The organism is Pseudomonas sp. Tun-23181, from assembly GCF_057415455.1.
Map to the genome: position 1 here is coordinate 2,996,351 of NZ_CM171630.1, position 16,991 is coordinate 3,013,341.

23 protein-coding genes are annotated in these 16,991 nt (G+C 58.9%); all 23 read right to left on the reverse strand.

Features of this window, described 5'->3' with window-relative positions; translation table 11 throughout:
- Window positions 1-351, reverse strand: a complete 351-nt coding sequence (gene rplR, locus ACDI39_RS14285; RefSeq protein WP_225788810.1) for a 50S ribosomal protein L18 — start codon at window positions 349-351, stop codon at window positions 1-3.
- A gap of 10 nt (window positions 352-361) precedes the next feature.
- Complete coding sequence (rplF, locus tag ACDI39_RS14290; protein WP_225788811.1) at window positions 362-895, reverse strand: 50S ribosomal protein L6; 534 nt, start codon at window positions 893-895, stop codon at window positions 362-364.
- A 12-nt stretch (window positions 896-907) separates the two neighbouring features.
- Entirely contained in the window at window positions 908-1,300 is a 393-nt protein-coding gene (gene rpsH / locus ACDI39_RS14295) for a 30S ribosomal protein S8 (RefSeq protein WP_225788812.1), read from the reverse strand.
- Window positions 1,301-1,509: 209 nt separating this feature from the next.
- Window positions 1,510-1,815: a 30S ribosomal protein S14 gene (gene rpsN, locus ACDI39_RS14300; RefSeq protein ID WP_225788813.1), complete on the reverse strand. Its 306-nt coding sequence runs from the start codon at window positions 1,813-1,815 to the stop codon at window positions 1,510-1,512.
- Window positions 1,816-1,828: 13 nt separating this feature from the next.
- Window positions 1,829-2,368, reverse strand: a complete 540-nt coding sequence (gene rplE / locus ACDI39_RS14305) for a 50S ribosomal protein L5 (protein ID WP_225788814.1) — start codon at window positions 2,366-2,368, stop codon at window positions 1,829-1,831.
- A gap of 20 nt (window positions 2,369-2,388) precedes the next feature.
- Window positions 2,389-2,703 carry a 50S ribosomal protein L24 gene (gene rplX, locus ACDI39_RS14310; protein ID WP_023382629.1) on the reverse strand — a complete coding sequence of 105 codons (315 nt, stop codon included), beginning with the start codon at window positions 2,701-2,703 and terminating at the stop codon, window positions 2,389-2,391.
- Between the two features lie 11 nt (window positions 2,704-2,714).
- Window positions 2,715-3,083: a 50S ribosomal protein L14 gene (gene rplN / locus ACDI39_RS14315; protein ID WP_225788815.1), complete on the reverse strand. Its 369-nt coding sequence runs from the start codon at window positions 3,081-3,083 to the stop codon at window positions 2,715-2,717.
- A 23-nt stretch (window positions 3,084-3,106) separates the two neighbouring features.
- Window positions 3,107-3,373, reverse strand: coding sequence for a 30S ribosomal protein S17 (rpsQ, locus tag ACDI39_RS14320; RefSeq protein WP_031303185.1), 267 nt, complete (start codon window positions 3,371-3,373; stop codon window positions 3,107-3,109).
- Window positions 3,374-3,375: 2 nt separating this feature from the next.
- Entirely contained in the window at window positions 3,376-3,567 is a 192-nt protein-coding gene (gene rpmC / locus ACDI39_RS14325; protein ID WP_002555481.1) for a 50S ribosomal protein L29, read from the reverse strand.
- The gene (gene rplP, locus ACDI39_RS14330) at window positions 3,567-3,980 is read right to left on the reverse strand and encodes a 50S ribosomal protein L16 (protein WP_225788816.1); all 414 of its coding nucleotides are present in this window, start codon (window positions 3,978-3,980) and stop codon (window positions 3,567-3,569) included. The genes rpmC and rplP overlap by 1 nt, the downstream gene beginning before the upstream one ends.
- A gap of 12 nt (window positions 3,981-3,992) precedes the next feature.
- Entirely contained in the window at window positions 3,993-4,679 is a 687-nt protein-coding gene (rpsC, locus tag ACDI39_RS14335; RefSeq protein WP_060392311.1) for a 30S ribosomal protein S3, read from the reverse strand.
- A gap of 13 nt (window positions 4,680-4,692) precedes the next feature.
- Window positions 4,693-5,025: a 50S ribosomal protein L22 gene (gene rplV / locus ACDI39_RS14340; RefSeq protein WP_003304070.1), complete on the reverse strand. Its 333-nt coding sequence runs from the start codon at window positions 5,023-5,025 to the stop codon at window positions 4,693-4,695.
- 11 nt (window positions 5,026-5,036) lie between these two features.
- Window positions 5,037-5,312 (reverse strand): 30S ribosomal protein S19, encoded by a 276-nt coding sequence (gene rpsS / locus ACDI39_RS14345; RefSeq protein ID WP_010486981.1) that lies wholly within the window; start codon window positions 5,310-5,312, stop codon window positions 5,037-5,039.
- Between the two features lie 16 nt (window positions 5,313-5,328).
- On the reverse strand, window positions 5,329-6,153 hold the full coding sequence (gene rplB, locus ACDI39_RS14350) for a 50S ribosomal protein L2 (RefSeq protein ID WP_225788817.1): 825 nt from the start codon (window positions 6,151-6,153) through the stop codon (window positions 5,329-5,331).
- A gap of 14 nt (window positions 6,154-6,167) precedes the next feature.
- Window positions 6,168-6,467, reverse strand: coding sequence for a 50S ribosomal protein L23 (gene rplW / locus ACDI39_RS14355; RefSeq protein ID WP_225788818.1), 300 nt, complete (start codon window positions 6,465-6,467; stop codon window positions 6,168-6,170).
- Window positions 6,464-7,066: a 50S ribosomal protein L4 gene (gene rplD, locus ACDI39_RS14360; RefSeq protein ID WP_225788819.1), complete on the reverse strand. Its 603-nt coding sequence runs from the start codon at window positions 7,064-7,066 to the stop codon at window positions 6,464-6,466. The genes rplW and rplD overlap by 4 nt, the downstream gene beginning before the upstream one ends.
- A 12-nt stretch (window positions 7,067-7,078) precedes the next feature.
- Window positions 7,079-7,714: a 50S ribosomal protein L3 gene (gene rplC / locus ACDI39_RS14365; RefSeq protein WP_225788820.1), complete on the reverse strand. Its 636-nt coding sequence runs from the start codon at window positions 7,712-7,714 to the stop codon at window positions 7,079-7,081.
- A gap of 80 nt (window positions 7,715-7,794) precedes the next feature.
- The gene (gene rpsJ / locus ACDI39_RS14370; protein ID WP_003186070.1) at window positions 7,795-8,106 is read right to left on the reverse strand and encodes a 30S ribosomal protein S10; all 312 of its coding nucleotides are present in this window, start codon (window positions 8,104-8,106) and stop codon (window positions 7,795-7,797) included.
- A gap of 141 nt (window positions 8,107-8,247) precedes the next feature.
- On the reverse strand, window positions 8,248-9,441 hold the full coding sequence (tuf, locus tag ACDI39_RS14375) for an elongation factor Tu (RefSeq protein WP_253079911.1): 1,194 nt from the start codon (window positions 9,439-9,441) through the stop codon (window positions 8,248-8,250).
- Between the two features lie 30 nt (window positions 9,442-9,471).
- On the reverse strand, window positions 9,472-11,604 hold the full coding sequence (fusA, locus tag ACDI39_RS14380; RefSeq protein WP_225790921.1) for an elongation factor G: 2,133 nt from the start codon (window positions 11,602-11,604) through the stop codon (window positions 9,472-9,474).
- 30 nt (window positions 11,605-11,634) lie between these two features.
- A complete protein-coding gene (gene rpsG / locus ACDI39_RS14385) occupies window positions 11,635-12,105 on the reverse strand; it encodes a 30S ribosomal protein S7 (protein ID WP_003246741.1) in 471 nt (156 codons plus the stop codon).
- A 103-nt stretch (window positions 12,106-12,208) separates the two neighbouring features.
- On the reverse strand, window positions 12,209-12,580 hold the full coding sequence (rpsL, locus tag ACDI39_RS14390; protein ID WP_058070022.1) for a 30S ribosomal protein S12: 372 nt from the start codon (window positions 12,578-12,580) through the stop codon (window positions 12,209-12,211).
- A gap of 211 nt (window positions 12,581-12,791) precedes the next feature.
- On the reverse strand, window positions 12,792-16,991 hold the full coding sequence (rpoC, locus tag ACDI39_RS14395; protein ID WP_225790920.1) for a DNA-directed RNA polymerase subunit beta': 4,200 nt from the start codon (window positions 16,989-16,991) through the stop codon (window positions 12,792-12,794).

The window sequence follows — 16,991 nt, forward strand, 5'->3', positions numbered from 1 at the left end:
TTAGAACTCCAGCCCGCCTTCACGAGCAGCATCGGCCAGCGCCTTGACGCGGCCGTGGTACTTGAAGCCAGAACGGTCGAAAGCAACTTGAGAGATGCCGGCGGCTTTCGCGCGCTCAGCTACCAGCTTGCCAACCTTAGTGGCCGCGTCGATGTTGCCGGTGGCGCCATCACGCAGTTCTTTGTCCAAGGTAGAGGCGCTTGCCAGAACCTTGCTGCCGTCGGCCGAAATGACCTGGGCGTAGATGTGCTGCGAGGAGCGGAACACGCACAGACGCACGACTTCGAGTTCGTGCATCTTCAGGCGTGCTTTGCGAGCGCGACGCAGTCGAGTAACTTTTTTGTCGGTCATTTGCTAGGCCCTACTTCTTCTTGGCTTCTTTACGACGGACTACTTCGTCCGCGTAACGCACACCCTTGCCTTTGTAAGGCTCTGGCGGACGGAAGTCGCGGATTTCAGCGGCCACCTGACCAACCAGCTGCTTGTCGATACCCTTGATCAGGATGTCGGTCTGGCTGGGGGTTTCAGCGGTGATGCCGGCTGGCAGTTCGTAGTCCACGGGGTGCGAGAAGCCCAGAGCCAGGTTCAGGACATTGCCCTTGGCCTGCGCCTTGTAACCAACACCGACCAGCTGGAGCTTGCGCTCGAAGCCTTGGCTTACGCCCTGGACCATGTTGTTGACCAGGGCACGGGTGGTACCGGCCATGGCGCGAGCTTGCTGGTCACCATTGCGAGCAGCGAAACGCAGTTCGCCAGACTCTTCGATAACTTCAACAGACGAGTGAACGTTCAGTTCGAGAGTGCCCTTGGCACCCTTCACCGAAAGCTGCTGGCCGGCGAATTTGATTTCGACGCCTGCTGGCAGCTTAACGGGGTTCTTAGCGACGCGAGACATGCTTATCCCCCCTTAGAACACTGTGCAGAGAACTTCGCCGCCAACACCGGCAGCACGCGCAGCACGATCAGTCATCACACCCTTGTTGGTGGAGACGATGGACACGCCCAGGCCGCCACGAACTTTCGGCAGGTCTGCAACGGACTTGTACTGGCGCAGGCCTGGACGGCTGGCGCGCTTCAGTTCCTCGATGACCGGACGGCCTTCGAAGTACTTCAGCTCGATCGACAGGGAGGGTTTGACTTCGCTGCTGACCTGGTAGCCAGCGATGTAACCTTCGTCTTTCAGAACTTTGGCTACCGCTACCTTCAGGTTCGAGGAAGGCATGCTTACGACGGACTTTTCAGCCATCTGGGCATTACGGATGCGAGTTAGCATGTCCGCTAACGGGTCCTGCATACTCATGGGCTAGATGCTCCTGATACAAGAAATATTAGCCTTGCGGCTATCACAACCACCCGAGCAGGCAGGGCAAAAAACCCGGGCTCAGGTGAGCCGGTCATTCTAGACACAAGACAGAAACGAAACAAGCCCCATATAGGGGCTTGTTTCGTTGCGAGGTCACCGGCGGTCGGAAGATTGCTCCCCTTGCGCCGGGATCACACCAACCGCGATTACCAGCTGGCCTTGACCAGACCTGGAACATCACCGCGCATTGCAGCCTGGCGCAGCATGTTACGGCCCAGGCCGAACTTACGGTAGACACCGTGCGGACGACCGGTCAGGCGGCAGCGGTTGCGCAGGCGCGAGGCGCTGGCGTCACGCGGCTGCTTCTGCAGGGCGACTACGGCGGCGAAACGCTCCTCGGGGGAGACGTCCTGGTTGACGATGATCGCTTTCAGCTCGGCACGCTTCTTGGCGTACTTGGCTACCGTGAGCTGACGCTTCAGCTCGCGGTTTTTCATGCTCTTCTTGGCCATTTTCCTACTCCAATCAGTTGCGGAACGGGAATTTGAAAGCACGCAGCAGGGCGCGGCCTTCTTCATCCGTACGAGCAGTGGTGGTCAGGGTGATGTCCAGACCGCGCAGAGCATCGATCTTGTCGTAGTCGATTTCCGGGAAGATGATCTGCTCTTTCACACCCATGCTGTAGTTGCCACGACCATCGAAGGACTTGGCATTCAGGCCGCGGAAGTCGCGGACCCGAGGCAGGGAGATCGACAGCAGACGATCCAGGAATTCGTACATACGGTCGCGGCGCAGGGTTACCTTGACGCCGATCGGCCAACCTTCACGAACCTTGAAACCCGCAATGGACTTGCGAGCGAAAGTCACGACCGGCTTCTGACCGGTGATCTTTTCCAGGTCGGCAACAGCGTTCTCGATGACTTTCTTGTCACCGATCGCTTCGCCCAGACCCATGTTCAGGGTGATCTTGGTAACGCGCGGAACTTCCATCACGTTCGCGAGCTTAAGTTCTTCCTTAAGCTTGGGAGCGATTTCGTTCCGGTAAATCTCTTTCAGTCGTGCCATTGTCTTCTACCTAGCAGTGTTCAAGCATCAACCGCTTTCTGGGTCGACTTGAAGACACGAATTTTCTTGCCGTCTTCGACTTTGAAGCCAACGCGGTCAGCCTTGTTGGTTTCACTGTTGAAGATGGCAACGTTGGAAGCGTGCAGAGGCGCTTCTTTCTCGACGATACCGCCCTGGACGCCTGCCATCGGGTTAGGCTTGGTATGACGCTTGACCAGGTTGACACCGCCAACGACCAGACGGTCGTCAGCGAGGACCTTCAGCACCTTACCGCGCTTGCCCTTGTCTTTGCCGGCGATCACGATGATCTCGTCGTCACGACGAATCTTTTGCATGTCGGATCTCCTTACAGCACTTCAGGGGCGAGCGAGACGATCTTCATGAACTTCTCGGAACGAAGCTCACGGGTCACTGGCCCGAAGATGCGAGTGCCGATCGGCTCTTGCTTGTTGTTCAGCAGAACAGCAGCGTTGCCGTCGAAACGAATGATGGAACCGTCAGCGCGGCGAACACCGTGCTTGGTGCGGACGACGACAGCGGTCATCACCTGGCCTTTCTTGACCTTGCCGCGCGGAATCGCTTCCTTCACGGTCACCTTGATGATGTCACCGATGCCGGCGTAACGGCGGTGGGAACCGCCGAGCACCTTGATGCACATGACGCGACGAGCGCCGCTGTTATCGGCCACATCGAGCATGGATTGAGTCTGAATCATAAAATATCTCCGACCCTTCGCCCTTAGACTTCAACAGCGCGTTCGAGAACTTCAACCAGTGCCCAGGACTTGGTCTTGGCCAGCGGACGGGTTTCACGGATGGAAACCTTGTCGCCGATGTGGCACTGGTTGTTTTCGTCGTGCGCGTGCAGCTTAGTCGAACGCTTAACGTATTTACCGTAGATCGGGTGCTTGACGCGACGCTCGATCAGAACGGTGATGGTCTTGTCCATTTTGTCGCTGACGACACGGCCAGTCAGCGTACGGACGGTTTTTTCAGCTTCAGCCATGATCACTTACCTGCCTGCTGGTTGAGCACAGTTTTCACGCGAGCGATGTCACGCTTAACTTGCGAGAGCAGGTGCGACTGCCCCAACTGGCCAGTTGCCTTCTGCATGCGCAGATTGAACTGGTCGCGCAGCAAGCCGAGCAGTTGCTCATTCAGTTGCTGTGCCGATTTTTCACGAAGTTCATTCGCTTTCATCACATCACCGTCCGCTTAACAAAGGAGGTGGCGAGAGGCAGCTTTGCAGCAGCCAGGGCGAAAGCCTCGCGCGCCAGCTCTTCAGAAACACCCTCGATCTCGTACAGGACTTTGCCTGGCTGGATCTGGGCAACCCAGTACTCCACGGAACCCTTACCTTTACCCATACGCACTTCGAGAGGCTTCTTGGTAACCGGCTTGTCCGGGAATACACGGATCCAGATCTTGCCGCCACGTTTTACGTGACGGGTCAGGGCACGACGTGCCGACTCGATCTGGCGGGCGGTGAGACGACCGCGGGATACAGCTTTCAGGGCGAATTCGCCGAAGCTGACCTTGCTACCGCGCAGGGCCAGACCACGGTTGTGGCCGGTCATCTGCTTGCGGAATTTTGTACGCTTTGGTTGCAACATTTGGCGTACCCCTTACTTAGCAGCTTTTTTACGAGGCGCTGGTGCTTGAGGCTTCAGCTCTTCCTGGCGACCACCAATAACTTCGCCTTTGAAGATCCAAACCTTGACACCGATCACACCGTAGGTGGTGTGGGCTTCGTAGGTGGCATAGTCGATATCGGCACGCAGGGTGTGCAGTGGCACACGACCTTCGCGATACCATTCAGTACGTGCAATCTCGGCACCGCCGAGACGACCGCTCACCTGGATCTTGATGCCCTTTGCACCAATACGCATGGCGTTCTGCACGGCGCGCTTCATGGCGCGACGGAACATTACGCGGCGCTCCAGCTGCTGGGCTACGCTCTGGGCAACCAGCATGGCGTCGAGTTCCGGCTTGCGGATCTCTTCGATGTTGATGTGCACAGGCACACCCATCTGCTTGGTCAGGTCCTGACGCAGCTTCTCAACGTCCTCACCTTTCTTGCCGATAACGATACCGGGACGAGCGGTGTGGATGGTGATGCGTGCAGTTTGAGCCGGACGATGAATATCGATACGGCTTACGGACGCGCTTTTTAGTTTGTCCTGGAGGTACTCACGCGTTTTCAGATCCTTGAGCAGGTAATCTGCGTAAGTAGCGCCGTCTGCATACCAGACGGAGGTGTGCTCCTTGACGATTCCCAGGCGAATGCCAGTGGGATGTACTTTCTGACCCATCTGATCGACTCCGTTACTTGTCCGCAACCTTGACAGTGATATGGCAAGACCGCTTGACGATGCGATCAGCGCGGCCTTTGGCACGCGGCATGATGCGCTTCAGCGAACGCCCTTCGTTGACGAAAACGGTGCTGACCTTCAGGTCATCAACGTCTGCGCCTTCGTTATGCTCGGCGTTGGCAACGGCCGACTCGAGGACTTTCTTCATGATTTCAGCGGCTTTTTTGCTGCTGAAGGCCAACAGGTTGAGCGCGTCGCCCACCTTCTTCCCGCGGATCTGGTCGGCGACCAAGCGGGCTTTCTGGGCGGAGATTCGAGCGCCCGACAACTTAGCGGCTACTTCCATTTCCTTACCCCTTAACGCTTGGCTTTCTTGTCAGCCACGTGCCCGCGATAGGTGCGGGTACCGGCGAACTCGCCCAGTTTGTGGCCGACCATGTCTTCGTTCACGAGAACGGGGACATGCTGACGACCGTTGTGTACCGCGATGGTCAGACCGACCATTTGTGGCAGGATCATGGAACGGCGCGACCAGGTTTTGACTGGCTTGCGATCGTTCTTCTCCACCGCCACTTCGATCTTCTTCAGAAGGTGAAGATCGATAAAAGGACCTTTTTTCAGAGAACGTGGCACTGTCGTATCCCTCTAGTTACTTGCGACGACGGACGATCATGTTGTCGGTACGCTTATTACCACGGGTCTTCGCACCCTTGGTTGGGAAGCCCCATGGCGATACCGGATGACGACCACCGGAGGTACGACCTTCACCACCACCGTGCGGGTGGTCAACCGGGTTCATGGCAACGCCACGAACGGTTGGGCGAACGCCGCGCCAGCGTTTGGCACCAGCTTTACCCAGCGAGCGCAGGCTGTGCTCGGAGTTCGAGACTTCGCCCAGGGTCGCACGGCACTCGGCCAGCACTTTACGCATCTCACCAGAGCGCAGACGCAGAGTCACGTAGACGCCTTCGCGAGCGATCAGCTGAGCCGAAGCACCAGCGGAACGAGCGATTTGAGCACCTTTACCCGGCTTCAGTTCGATGCCGTGAACGGTGCTACCTACTGGGATGTTGCGCAGCTGCAGGGAGTTGCCCGGCTTGATTGGAGCCAGGGCGCCTGCGATCAGCTGGTCGCCAGCGCTCACGCCCTTCGGCGCGATGATGTAGCGACGCTCGCCGTCTGCGTAGCACAGCAGGGCGATGTGAGCAGTACGGTTCGGGTCGTATTCGATACGCTCGACGGTGGCTGGGATGCCATCCTTGTCGTTGCGACGGAAGTCGACCAGACGGTAGTGCTGCTTATGACCACCACCAACGTGACGAGTGGTGATGCGGCCATTGTTGTTACGACCACCAGACTTCGATTTCTTCTCGATCAGCGGTGCGTGAGGAGCGCCTTTGTGCAGCTCCTGGTTGACCACCTTGACCACGAAACGGCGGCCAGGGGAAGTCGGTTTGCATTTAACGATTGCCATGATGCACCCCTTCCTTACTCAGCACTGCTGCTGAAATCGAGATCTTGGCCTGGCTGAAGGGAGACGATCGCCTTCTTCCAGTCATTACGCTTGCCCAGACCACGTACAGTGCGCTTGGTCTTGCCCAGAACGTTGACGGTGGTCACGTTCTCGACCTTGACGCCGAACAGGCCTTCGACAGCTTTCTTGATTTCCAGCTTGGTTGCGTCGGTAGCAACCTTGAATACGAACTGGCCTTTTTTCTCAGCCAGAACGGTAGCCTTCTCGGAAACGTGCGGGCCAAGGAGGACTTTAAATACGCGTTCCTGGTTCATCCCAGCAGCTCCTCGAATTTCTTCACGGCCGAGACAGTGATCAACACTTTCTCGTATGCGATCAGACTGACCGGGTCGGAACCCTGGACGTCACGTACGTCGACGTGCGGCAGGTTACGAGCAGCCAGGTACAGGTTCTGATCAACGGCGTCGGAAACGATCAGTACGTCGTTCAGACCCATGCCGTTCAGCTTGTTCAGCAGGTCCTTGGTCTTCGGCGCTTCGACAGCGAAGTCCTGGACAACGACCAGACGCTCGCTACGTACCAGCTCGGAGAGGATGGAGCGCAGGGCTGCGCGGTACATCTTCTTGTTGAGCTTCTGCGAGTGATCCTGGGGACGAGCTGCGAAGGTGACACCACCGCCGCGCCAGATCGGGCCACGGGTGGTACCGGCACGAGCGCGGCCGGTGCCTTTCTGACGCCACGGGCGCTTGCCGCCACCGGTCACGTCGGAACGGGTCTTCTGCTGCTTGGTGCCCTGACGGCCGCCGGCCATGTAGGCCACGACTGCTTGGTGTACCAGCGTCTCGTTGAATTCGCCACCGAAAGTCAGTTCGGAAACTTCGATCGCCTGAGCGTCATTTACATTAAGTTGCATGTCAGTTTCCCCTTAACCGCGAGCCTTGACAGCCGGACGCACGACCACGTCGCCGCCAGTAGCGCCTGGAACGGCACCCTTGATCAGCAGCAGGTTGCGCTCAGCGTCTACGCGTACCACTTCCAGGGACTGAACAGTCACGCGCTCGGCGCCCATGTGACCGGACATTTTCTTGCCCTTGAATACACGACCAGGAGTCTGGCACTGGCCGATGGAGCCTGGGACGCGGTGCGATACGGAGTTACCGTGGGTGTTGTCCTGGCCGCGGAAGTTCCAGCGCTTGATGGTACCGGCGAAGCCTTTACCCTTGGACTGACCCGTAACGTCTACCAGCTGGCCTGCAGTGAAGAGTTCAGCTTTGATCAAGTCGCCAGCCTGGAACTCGCCTTCTTCAAGACGGAACTCCCAGACACCGCGACCAGCGGCAACGTTCGCTTTGGCGAAGTGACCAGCCTGAGCGGCAGTCACGCGCGAAGCACGACGCTCGCCGACAGTGACTTGCACTGCACGGTAGCCATCGGTTTCTTCAGTTTTGAACTGGGTGACGCGATTCGGCTCGATCTCGATGACCGTGACCGGAATGGAGACACCTTCTTCGGTGAAAATGCGGGTCATGCCGCACTTACGACCGACTACACCAATAGTCATGTTGTAAACCTCATGAGTGTACGGGGCTTTCACCCGCTATGGCCGCCCATTTCAGAGCGTTACACGACCAGACCGAAGTCTTAGCCGAGGCTGATCTGTACTTCCACGCCGGCCGCGAGATCGAGCTTCATCAGCGCGTCAACGGTTTTATCCGTCGGCTGGACGATGTCCAGAACACGCTTGTGAGTACGGATCTCGTACTGGTCACGCGCGTCTTTGTTGACGTGCGGGGAGACCAGAACGGTGAACCGCTCTTTGCGGGTAGGCAGTGGAATAGGACCACGCACTTGTGCACCAGTACGTTTCGCGGTTTCCACGATTTCCTGGGTGGATTGGTCGATCAGGCGATGGTCGAATGCCTTCAACCTGATGCGGATTTGCTGATTTTGCATTGGATTTCAGACTCCAGGCTGTTCCCACCGGGCGCACTACGCCCGTTAAAAGGAGGCGTGATTCTATAGACGCCCCTATATAGTGTCAACCCAATAAAAAAAGCCCCCGCTGAGCGGGGGCTTTTTCAACCGATCGAGTGATTACTCGATGATTTTGGCTACGACGCCGGCGCCGACGGTACGACCGCCTTCACGGATGGCGAAACGCAGACCTTCTTCCATCGCGATGGTCTTGATCAGGGTGACTTCCATCTGGATGTTGTCACCTGGCATTACCATCTCGACGCCTTCCGGCAGTTCGCAGGAACCGGTCACGTCAGTGGTACGGAAGTAGAACTGAGGACGGTAGCCTTTGAAGAACGGAGTGTGACGGCCGCCTTCTTCCTTCGACAGGACGTAGACTTCTGCGGTGAACTTGGTGTGCGGCTTGACCGAACCCGGCTTGGCCAGAACCTGACCACGCTCGACTTCGTCACGCTTGGTGCCACGCAGCAGAACGCCGCAGTTCTCGCCAGCACGGCCTTCGTCCAGCAGCTTGCGGAACATTTCAACGCCGGTGCAGGTAGTCTTGGTGGTCGGACGCAGGCCGACGATCTCGACTTCTTCCTGGATGCGGACGATGCCACGCTCAACACGGCCAGTTACAACGGTACCGCGACCCGAGATCGAGAACACGTCTTCGATCGGCATCAGGAACGGCAGGTCGATGGCACGAACCGGCTCAGGAATGTAGCTGTCCAGGGTTTCGACCAGCTTCTTGACGGCGGTGGTACCCATTTCGTTGGTATCTTCGCCGTTCAGCGCCATCAGGGCCGAACCGATGATGATCGGGGTGTCGTCACCCGGGAAGTCGTAGGTGGACAGCAGGTCGCGAACTTCCATCTCGACCAGTTCCAGCAGCTCGGCGTCGTCAACCATGTCAGCCTTGTTCAGGAAGACAACGATGTACGGAACGCCAACCTGACGGGACAGCAGGATGTGCTCACGAGTCTGAGGCATCGGACCATCGGCAGCCGAGCAGACCAGGATAGCGCCGTCCATCTGGGCAGCACCGGTGATCATGTTCTTGACGTAGTCGGCGTGGCCCGGGCAGTCAACGTGCGCGTAGTGACGAATGTTGGAGTCGTACTCTACGTGAGCGGTGTTGATGGTGATACCGCGAGCTTTCTCTTCCGGAGCGGAGTCGATCTTGTCGAAGTCGACCTTGGCCGAACCGAAGACTTCGGAGCAGACGCGGGTCAGAGCTGCGGTCAGAGTGGTTTTACCGTGGTCAACGTGACCGATGGTGCCAACGTTGACGTGCGGTTTGTTACGTTCAAATTTTTCTTTAGCCACGACAGTGAACCTCTTGCCTAAAGGGCTGGATTAGCCTTGTTTTTTAACGAGCGCTTCGACGATGTTCGACGGAGCTTCGGCGTATTTGGAGAATTCCATGGAGTAGCTCGCGCGACCCTGAGACATGGAACGAACGTCGGTTGCATAACCGAACATCTCTCCGAGCGGAACTTCAGCACGGATAACCTTGCCGGAGACCGAGTCTTCCATACCCTGGATCAGACCACGACGACGGTTCAGGTCACCCATCACGTCACCCATGTAGTCTTCAGGGGTCACCACTTCCACCTTCATGATCGGCTCAAGCACCTTACCACCGCCCTTCTGGGCCAGTTGCTTGGTCGCCATGGAGGCAGCGATCTTGAACGCCATCTCGTTGGAGTCGACGTCGTGGTAGGAACCGTCAAACACGGTAGCCTTCAGACCGATCAGCGGATAGCCGGCGACAACGCCGTTCTTCATCTGCTCTTCGATACCCTTCTGGATCGCTGGGATGTATTCCTTCGGAACCACACCACCCACGACTTCGTTGGTGAAGACCAGACCTTCGGTGATGTTGCCCTTTTCGTCGGCATCAGGCTGCGAGAAGCGAACCCAGCAGTGACCGAACTGACCGCGACCACCGGACTGACGAACGAACTTGCCTTCGATCTCGACGTTGTCCTTGGTGATGGTTTCACGGTAGGAAACCTGCGGCTTGCCGATGTTGGCCTCAACGTTGAACTCGCGCTTCATGCGGTCGACGATGATGTCCAGGTGCAGCTCACCCATACCGGAGATGATGGTCTGACCGGTTTCTTCGTCAGTCTTGACGCGGAACGACGGGTCTTCCTGGGCCAGCTTGCTCAGGGCGATGCCCATCTTCTCCTGGTCAGCCTTGGTCTTCGGCTCAACGGCTACCGAGATGACCGGCTCCGGGAAGTCCATGCGCTCGAGGATGATTGGCTTGTCGGCGTCGCACAGGGTTTCACCGGTGGTGACGTCCTTCATGCCGATCAGGGCCGCGATGTCGCCAGCGCGCACTTCCTTGATCTCTTCACGCTGGTTGGCGTGCATCTGCACCATACGACCAACGCGCTCTTTCTTGCCCTTGACCGAGTTGATGACGGAGTCACCGGAGTTCAGGACGCCCGAGTAGACGCGAACGAAGGTCAGGGTACCGACGAACGGGTCGGTAGCAATCTTGAACGCCAGAGCCGAGAACGGCTCGTTGTCGTCGGCACGACGCTCGTCTTTCGGAGCGTTCTCGTCTTCGATGTGGTCCGGGTGGATACCCTGGATTGCAGGGATCTCGGTCGGAGCAGGCAGGAAGTCGATGACGGCGTCGAGAACCAGGGGAACACCCTTGTTCTTGAACGAGGAGCCGCAGACGGCAGGAACGATCTCGCTTGCCAGGGTACGGGCGCGCAGACCAGCCTTGATGTCTTCGACGGACAGGTCACCTTCTTCAAGGTACTTGTTCATCAGCTCTTCGTTGGCCTCGGCAGCGGACTCGACCATGTTGGCACGCCACTCTTCAGCCAGCTCCAGCATATCGGCAGGAATTTCTTCCTCGCGATAGGTGGTGCCCTTGTCGTCATCGTTCCAGTAGATGGCTTTCATCTTGATCAGGTCGACCTGACCCTGGAAGTTGTCCTCGGCACCGATAGCCAGCTGGATCGGGACCGGGGTGTGACCCAGGCGGTTCTTGATCTGACCGACAACGCGCAGGAAGTTGGCGCCGGCGCGGTCCATCTTGTTCACGTAGACAACACGTGGAACGCCGTACTTGTTGGCCTGACGCCATACGGTTTCGGACTGCGGCTCAACGCCGGAGGTACCGCAGAACACGACGACCGCGCCGTCGAGTACGCGCAGCGAACGCTCTACTTCGATGGTGAAGTCAACGTGGCCGGGGGTATCGATGACGTTTACGCGGTAGTTGTCGTACTGACCACGAGAACCTTTCCAGAAGGTGGTGACAGCAGCGGAGGTAATGGTGATACCGCGCTCCTGCTCCTGAACCATCCAGTCGGTGGTCGCGGCGCCGTCATGCACCTCGCCCATCTTGTGGCTCAGGCCTGTGTAGAACAGGATCCGCTCGGTAGTGGTAGTCTTGCCCGCGTCAACGTGGGCACAGATACCGATGTTACGGTAGCGGTTAATTGCTGTAGTACGAGCCATAAAGCCCTCGCAAAAAGATTGATGCCTGAATTAGAAGCGGTAGTGCGAGAAAGCCTTGTTGGCTTCGGCCATACGGTGTACGTCTTCACGCTTCTTGACTGCAGCACCTTTGCCTTCAGCGGCATCCAGCAGCTCGCCAGCCAGGCGCAGCGCCATGGACTTCTCGCCGCGCTTGCGGGCGTAATCTACCAGCCAGCGCATTGCCAGCGCGTTACGACGGGATGGGCGAACTTCGACCGGAACCTGGTAAGTGGCACCGCCGACACGGCGGGACTTTACTTCGACCAGCGGAGCGATGGCGTCGAGAGCTTTCTCGAAGATTTCCAGGGGATCGCTGTTCTTGCGTGCTTTGACGGTATCCAGGGCACCGTAAACGATGCGCTCGGCTACGGCCTTCTTGCCGCTTTCCATCACGTGGTTCATGAACTTGGCGAGGATCTGGCTTCCGTATTTCGGATCGTCCAGGATCTCACGCTTGGCTGCTACACGACGTCTTGGCATTGATAAGCCCTCAAACGGTCTTCAGGTTAGCTCGGGACTGACGGCGATGCCGCACCCGACCTTACTCTTATCGACTCAAATAGATAAAAAGGTGCAAGCGGCCTTACTTCGGACGCTTGGTACCGTACTTCGAACGGCCCTGCTTACGGTCTTTGACGCCGGAGGTATCCAGCGAACCGCGCACGGTGTGGTAACGAACACCTGGCAAGTCCTTTACACGACCGCCACGGATCAGAACAACGCTGTGCTCTTGCAGGTTGTGGCCTTCACCGCCGATGTACGAGGAAACCTCGAAACCGTTGGTCAGACGCACACGGCATACTTTACGCAGTGCCGAGTTAGGTTTTTTCGGCGTAGTGGTGTACACGCGAGTGCACACACCACGACGTTGCGGGCAGTTCTGCAGCGCAGGAACGTCGGATTTATCGACGATACGCTTACGCGGCTGACGTACCAGCTGGTTGATAGTTGCCATCTACTAGCTCCACTGATTGTCTTGCGACGCTATTGTCTTGCAAGAAAAGCCAAAAATTGGCGAGACAGAGCCTCACCAAATTTAAGGGTACAAAAGTCTAAAGAGGATCTTGCACCCAGTCAAGACGAGGCCCCGGCCCTCCCCGCCCGGTCATCGGCAACAATTCATGTCACCGATGACCACGAGGATGTGCCGGGGCCCTGCCCTGTACTCAGTTGCCGCTGGAGTTCAGCGCTTCGGTCAGTGCGGCTTCCACCTCACTGGCACTCACGCGCAGCGGCTTGTCGGCATCACGGCGACGCTTGCGCTCGCTGTGATAGGCCAGGCCGGTACCGGCCGGGATCAGACGACCCACGACCACGTTCTCCTTCAGGCCGCGCAGGTAGTCGCGCTTGCCGGTTACCGCCGCTTCGGTCAGCACGCGGGTGGTTTCCTGGAAGGACGCCGCGGAGATGAACGACTCGGTCGACAACGAGGCCTTGGTGATACCCAGCAGGACGCGACCGAACTTGGCCGGGAACTTGTCCTCGGTAGCCAGGCGCTCGTTCTCCACCAGCACCTGGGTCAGCTCGACCTGGTCGCCCTTGATGAAGCTCGAGTCGCCGGCCTCGGTGACTTCGACCTTACGCAGCATCTGACGCAGGATGGTCTCGATGTGCTTGTCGTTGATCTTCACGCCTTGCAGGCGGTAGACGTCCTGGATCTCGTTGACGATGTACTTGGCCAGCGCGCTCACACCCAGCAGGCGCAGGATGTCGTGCGGATCGCTCGGACCGTCGGAGATGACTTCGCCGCGGTTGACCTGTTCGCCTTCGAAGACGTTCAGGTGGCGCCACTTCGGAATCAGCTCCTCGTACGGATCGCTGCCATCGTTCGGGGTGATGACCAGACGACGCTTGCCCTTGGTCTCCTTGCCGAACGCGATGGTGCCGCTGACCTCCGCCAGGATCGAAGCCTCCTTCGGACGGCGCGCTTCGAACAGGTCGGCAACGCGTGGCAGACCACCGGTGATGTCGCGGGTCTTCGAGGTTTCCTGCGGGATACGCGCGATGACGTCGCCGACACCGATCTGCGCACCGTCAGCCACGCCCACCAGCGCGTTGGCCGGCAGGAAGTACTGGGCAGGCACGTCGGTGCCTGGCAGGTACAGGTCCTTGCCATTGGCGTCGACCATCTTGATCGCAGGACGGATTTCCTTGCCTGCGGCCGGACGATCCTTGACGTCCATCACCTCGATGTTGGTCAGGCCGGTCAGTTCGTCGGTCTGACGCTTGATGGTGATGCCTTCCTCCATGCCCACGAAGGTCACGGTACCTTTCAGCTCGGTGACGATCGGGTGGGTGTGCGGGTCCCACTTGGCGACGATGGCGCCAGCTTCGACCTTCTCGCCTTCCTTGACCGAAATCACCGCACCGTATGGCAGCTTGTAGCGCTCGCGCTCGCGGCCGAATTCGTCGGCAATGGCCAGCTCGCCGGAACGCGATACGGCAACCAGGTTGCCATCGGCGCGCTCGACCTGCTTGAGGTTGTGCAGACGGACCATACCGCCGTTCTTCACCTGGACGCTGTCAGCGGCCGAGGTACGGCTCGCGGCACCACCGATGTGGAAGGTACGCATGGTCAGCTGGGTACCCGGCTCACCGATCGACTGGGCGGCGATGACGCCGACAGCCTCACCGATGTTCACCTGGTGACCGCGAGCCAGGTCGCGACCGTAGCACTTGGCGCAGATGCCGTAGCGGGTTTCGCAGCTGATCGGCGAACGCACGACCACTTCGTCGATGCTGTTCAGCTCGATGAACTCGACCCACTTCTCGTCGACCAGGGTACCGGCCGGAACGATGACATCGTCGGTGCCAGGCTTGAACACGTCGCGGGCAACCACACGGCCCAGTACGCGCTCGCCCAGCGGCTCGACCACGTCGCCGCCTTCGATGTGCGGGGTCATGACCAGGCCTTGGTCGGTGCCGCAGTCGATCTCGGTCACCACCAGGTCCTGGGCCACGTCGACCAGACGACGGGTCAGGTAACCGGAGTTCGCGGTCTTCAGCGCGGTATCCGCCAGCCCCTTACGAGCACCGTGGGTCGAGATGAAGTACTGCAGAACGCTCAGGCCTTCACGGAAGTTCGCGGTGATCGGGGTCTCGATGATCGAGCCGTCCGGCTTGGCCATCAGGCCACGCATACCGGCCAGCTGACGGATCTGGGCCGCGGAACCCCGCGCACCGGAGTCCGCCATCATGTACATGGAGTTGAAGGACTCCTGCTCGACTTCCTTGCCCTCGCGGTCGATGACCTTCTCTTTCGAGAGGTTGGCCATCATCGCCTTGGACACTTCGTCGTTGGCCTTGGACCACAGGTCGATCACCTTGTTGTACTTCTCGCCCTGGGTTACCAGGCCGGAAGCGTACTGGCTCTCGATCTCCTTCACTTCCTCGGTGGCGGTACCGATGATGCGCGCCTTCTCATCCGGGATGACGAAGTCGTTCACACCGATGGACACGCCGGAAATGGTCGAGTAGGCAAAACCGGTGTACATCAGTTGGTCAGCGAAGATGACGGTTTCCTTCAGACCCACCACGCGATAGCACTGGTTGATCAGCTTGGAGATCGCCTTCTTCTTCATCGGCTGGTTGACCACGTCGAACGGCAGGCCCGCCGGGACAACCTGGAACAGCAGCGCACGGCCGACAGTGGTGTCGACGATGCGGGTGTTATGGACAACACTGCCATCACGCTCTTTCACGGTCTCGTTGATACGGACCTTGATCTTGGCGTGCAGGGCGGCCTCGCCGGCGCGGAATACGCGGTCGACTTCCTGCAGGTCGGCGAACACACGGCCTTCGCCTTTTGCATTCACGGCTTCACGGGTCATGTAGTACAGACCCAGGACCACGTCCTGGGACGGCACGATGATCGGCTCACCGTTGGCAGGCGACAGGATGTTGTTGGTCGACATCATCAGCGCACGCGCTTCGAGCTGGGCTTCCAGGGTCAGCGGCACGTGAACGGCCATCTGGTCACCGTCGAAGTCGGCGTTGTACGCGGCACAGACCAGCGGGTGCAGCTGGATCGCCTTGCCTTCGATGAGCACCGGCTCGAACGCCTGGATACCCAGACGGTGCAGGGTCGGTGCACGGTTGAGCAGGACGGGGTGTTCGCGGATCACCTCGGCGAGAACGTCCCAGACCTCCGGCAGCTCGCGCTCGACCATCTTCTTGGCGGCCTTGATGGTGGTCGCCAGGCCACGCATTTCCAGCTTGCCGAAAATGAACGGCTTGAACAGCTCCAGAGCCATCTTCTTCGGCAGGCCGCACTGATGCAGGCGCAGGGTCGGGCCTACGGTAATTACCGAACGGCCGGAGTAGTCCACACGCTTACCGAGCAGGTTCTGACGGAAACGACCCTGCTTACCTTTGATCATGTCGGCCAGGGACTTCAGCGGACGCTTGTTCGAGCCGGTGATGGCGCGACCGCGACGGCCGTTGTCCAGCAGGGCGTCGACCGCTTCCTGCAGCATGCGCTTTTCGTTGCGCACGATGATGTCCGGCGCCGACAGGTCGAGCAGGCGCTTCAGACGGTTGTTACGGTTGATCACCCGACGATACAGGTCGTTCAGGTCGGAGGTCGCGAAACGACCGCCATCCAGCGGCACCAGCGGGCGCAGGTCCGGCGGCAGCACCGGCAGGACGGTCAGGACCATCCACTCGGGCAGGTTGCCCGAACCCTGGAACGCTTCCATCAGCTTCAGGCGCTTGGACAGCTTCTTGATCTTGGTTTCCGAGTTGGTCTGCGGAATCTCTTCGCGCAGGCGGCCGATCTCGTGCTCCAGGTCGATGGCGTGCAGCAGCTCGCGGACAGCCTCGGCACCCATGCGGGCGTCGAAGTCGTCACCGAACTCTTCCAGCGCTTCGAAGTACTGCTCGTCGTTCAGCAGCTGGCCCTTCTCCAGGGTGGTCATGCCCGGATCGATCACGACGTAGCTCTCGAAGTAGAGCACGCGTTCGATGTCACGCAGGGTCATGTCCATCAGCAGGCCGATACGGGACGGCAGCGACTTCAGGAACCAGATGTGGGCAACCGGCGAGGCCAGCTCGATGTGCGCCATGCGCTCACGACGAACCTTGGCCAGGGCGACTTCGACGCCGCACTTCTCGCAGATCACGCCGCGGTGCTTGAGGCGCTTGTACTTGCCGCACAGGCACTCGTAGTCCTTGACTGGGCCAAAGATCTTGGCGCAGAACAGGCCGTCGCGCTCAGGTTTGAACGTACGGTAGTTGATGGTTTCCGGCTTCTTAACTTCACCGAACGACCACGAACGGATCATCTCAGGCGACGCCAGACCGATGCGGATAGCGTCGAACTCTTCGACTTGACCCTGGTTTTTCAGCAAATTCAGTAGGTCTTTCAA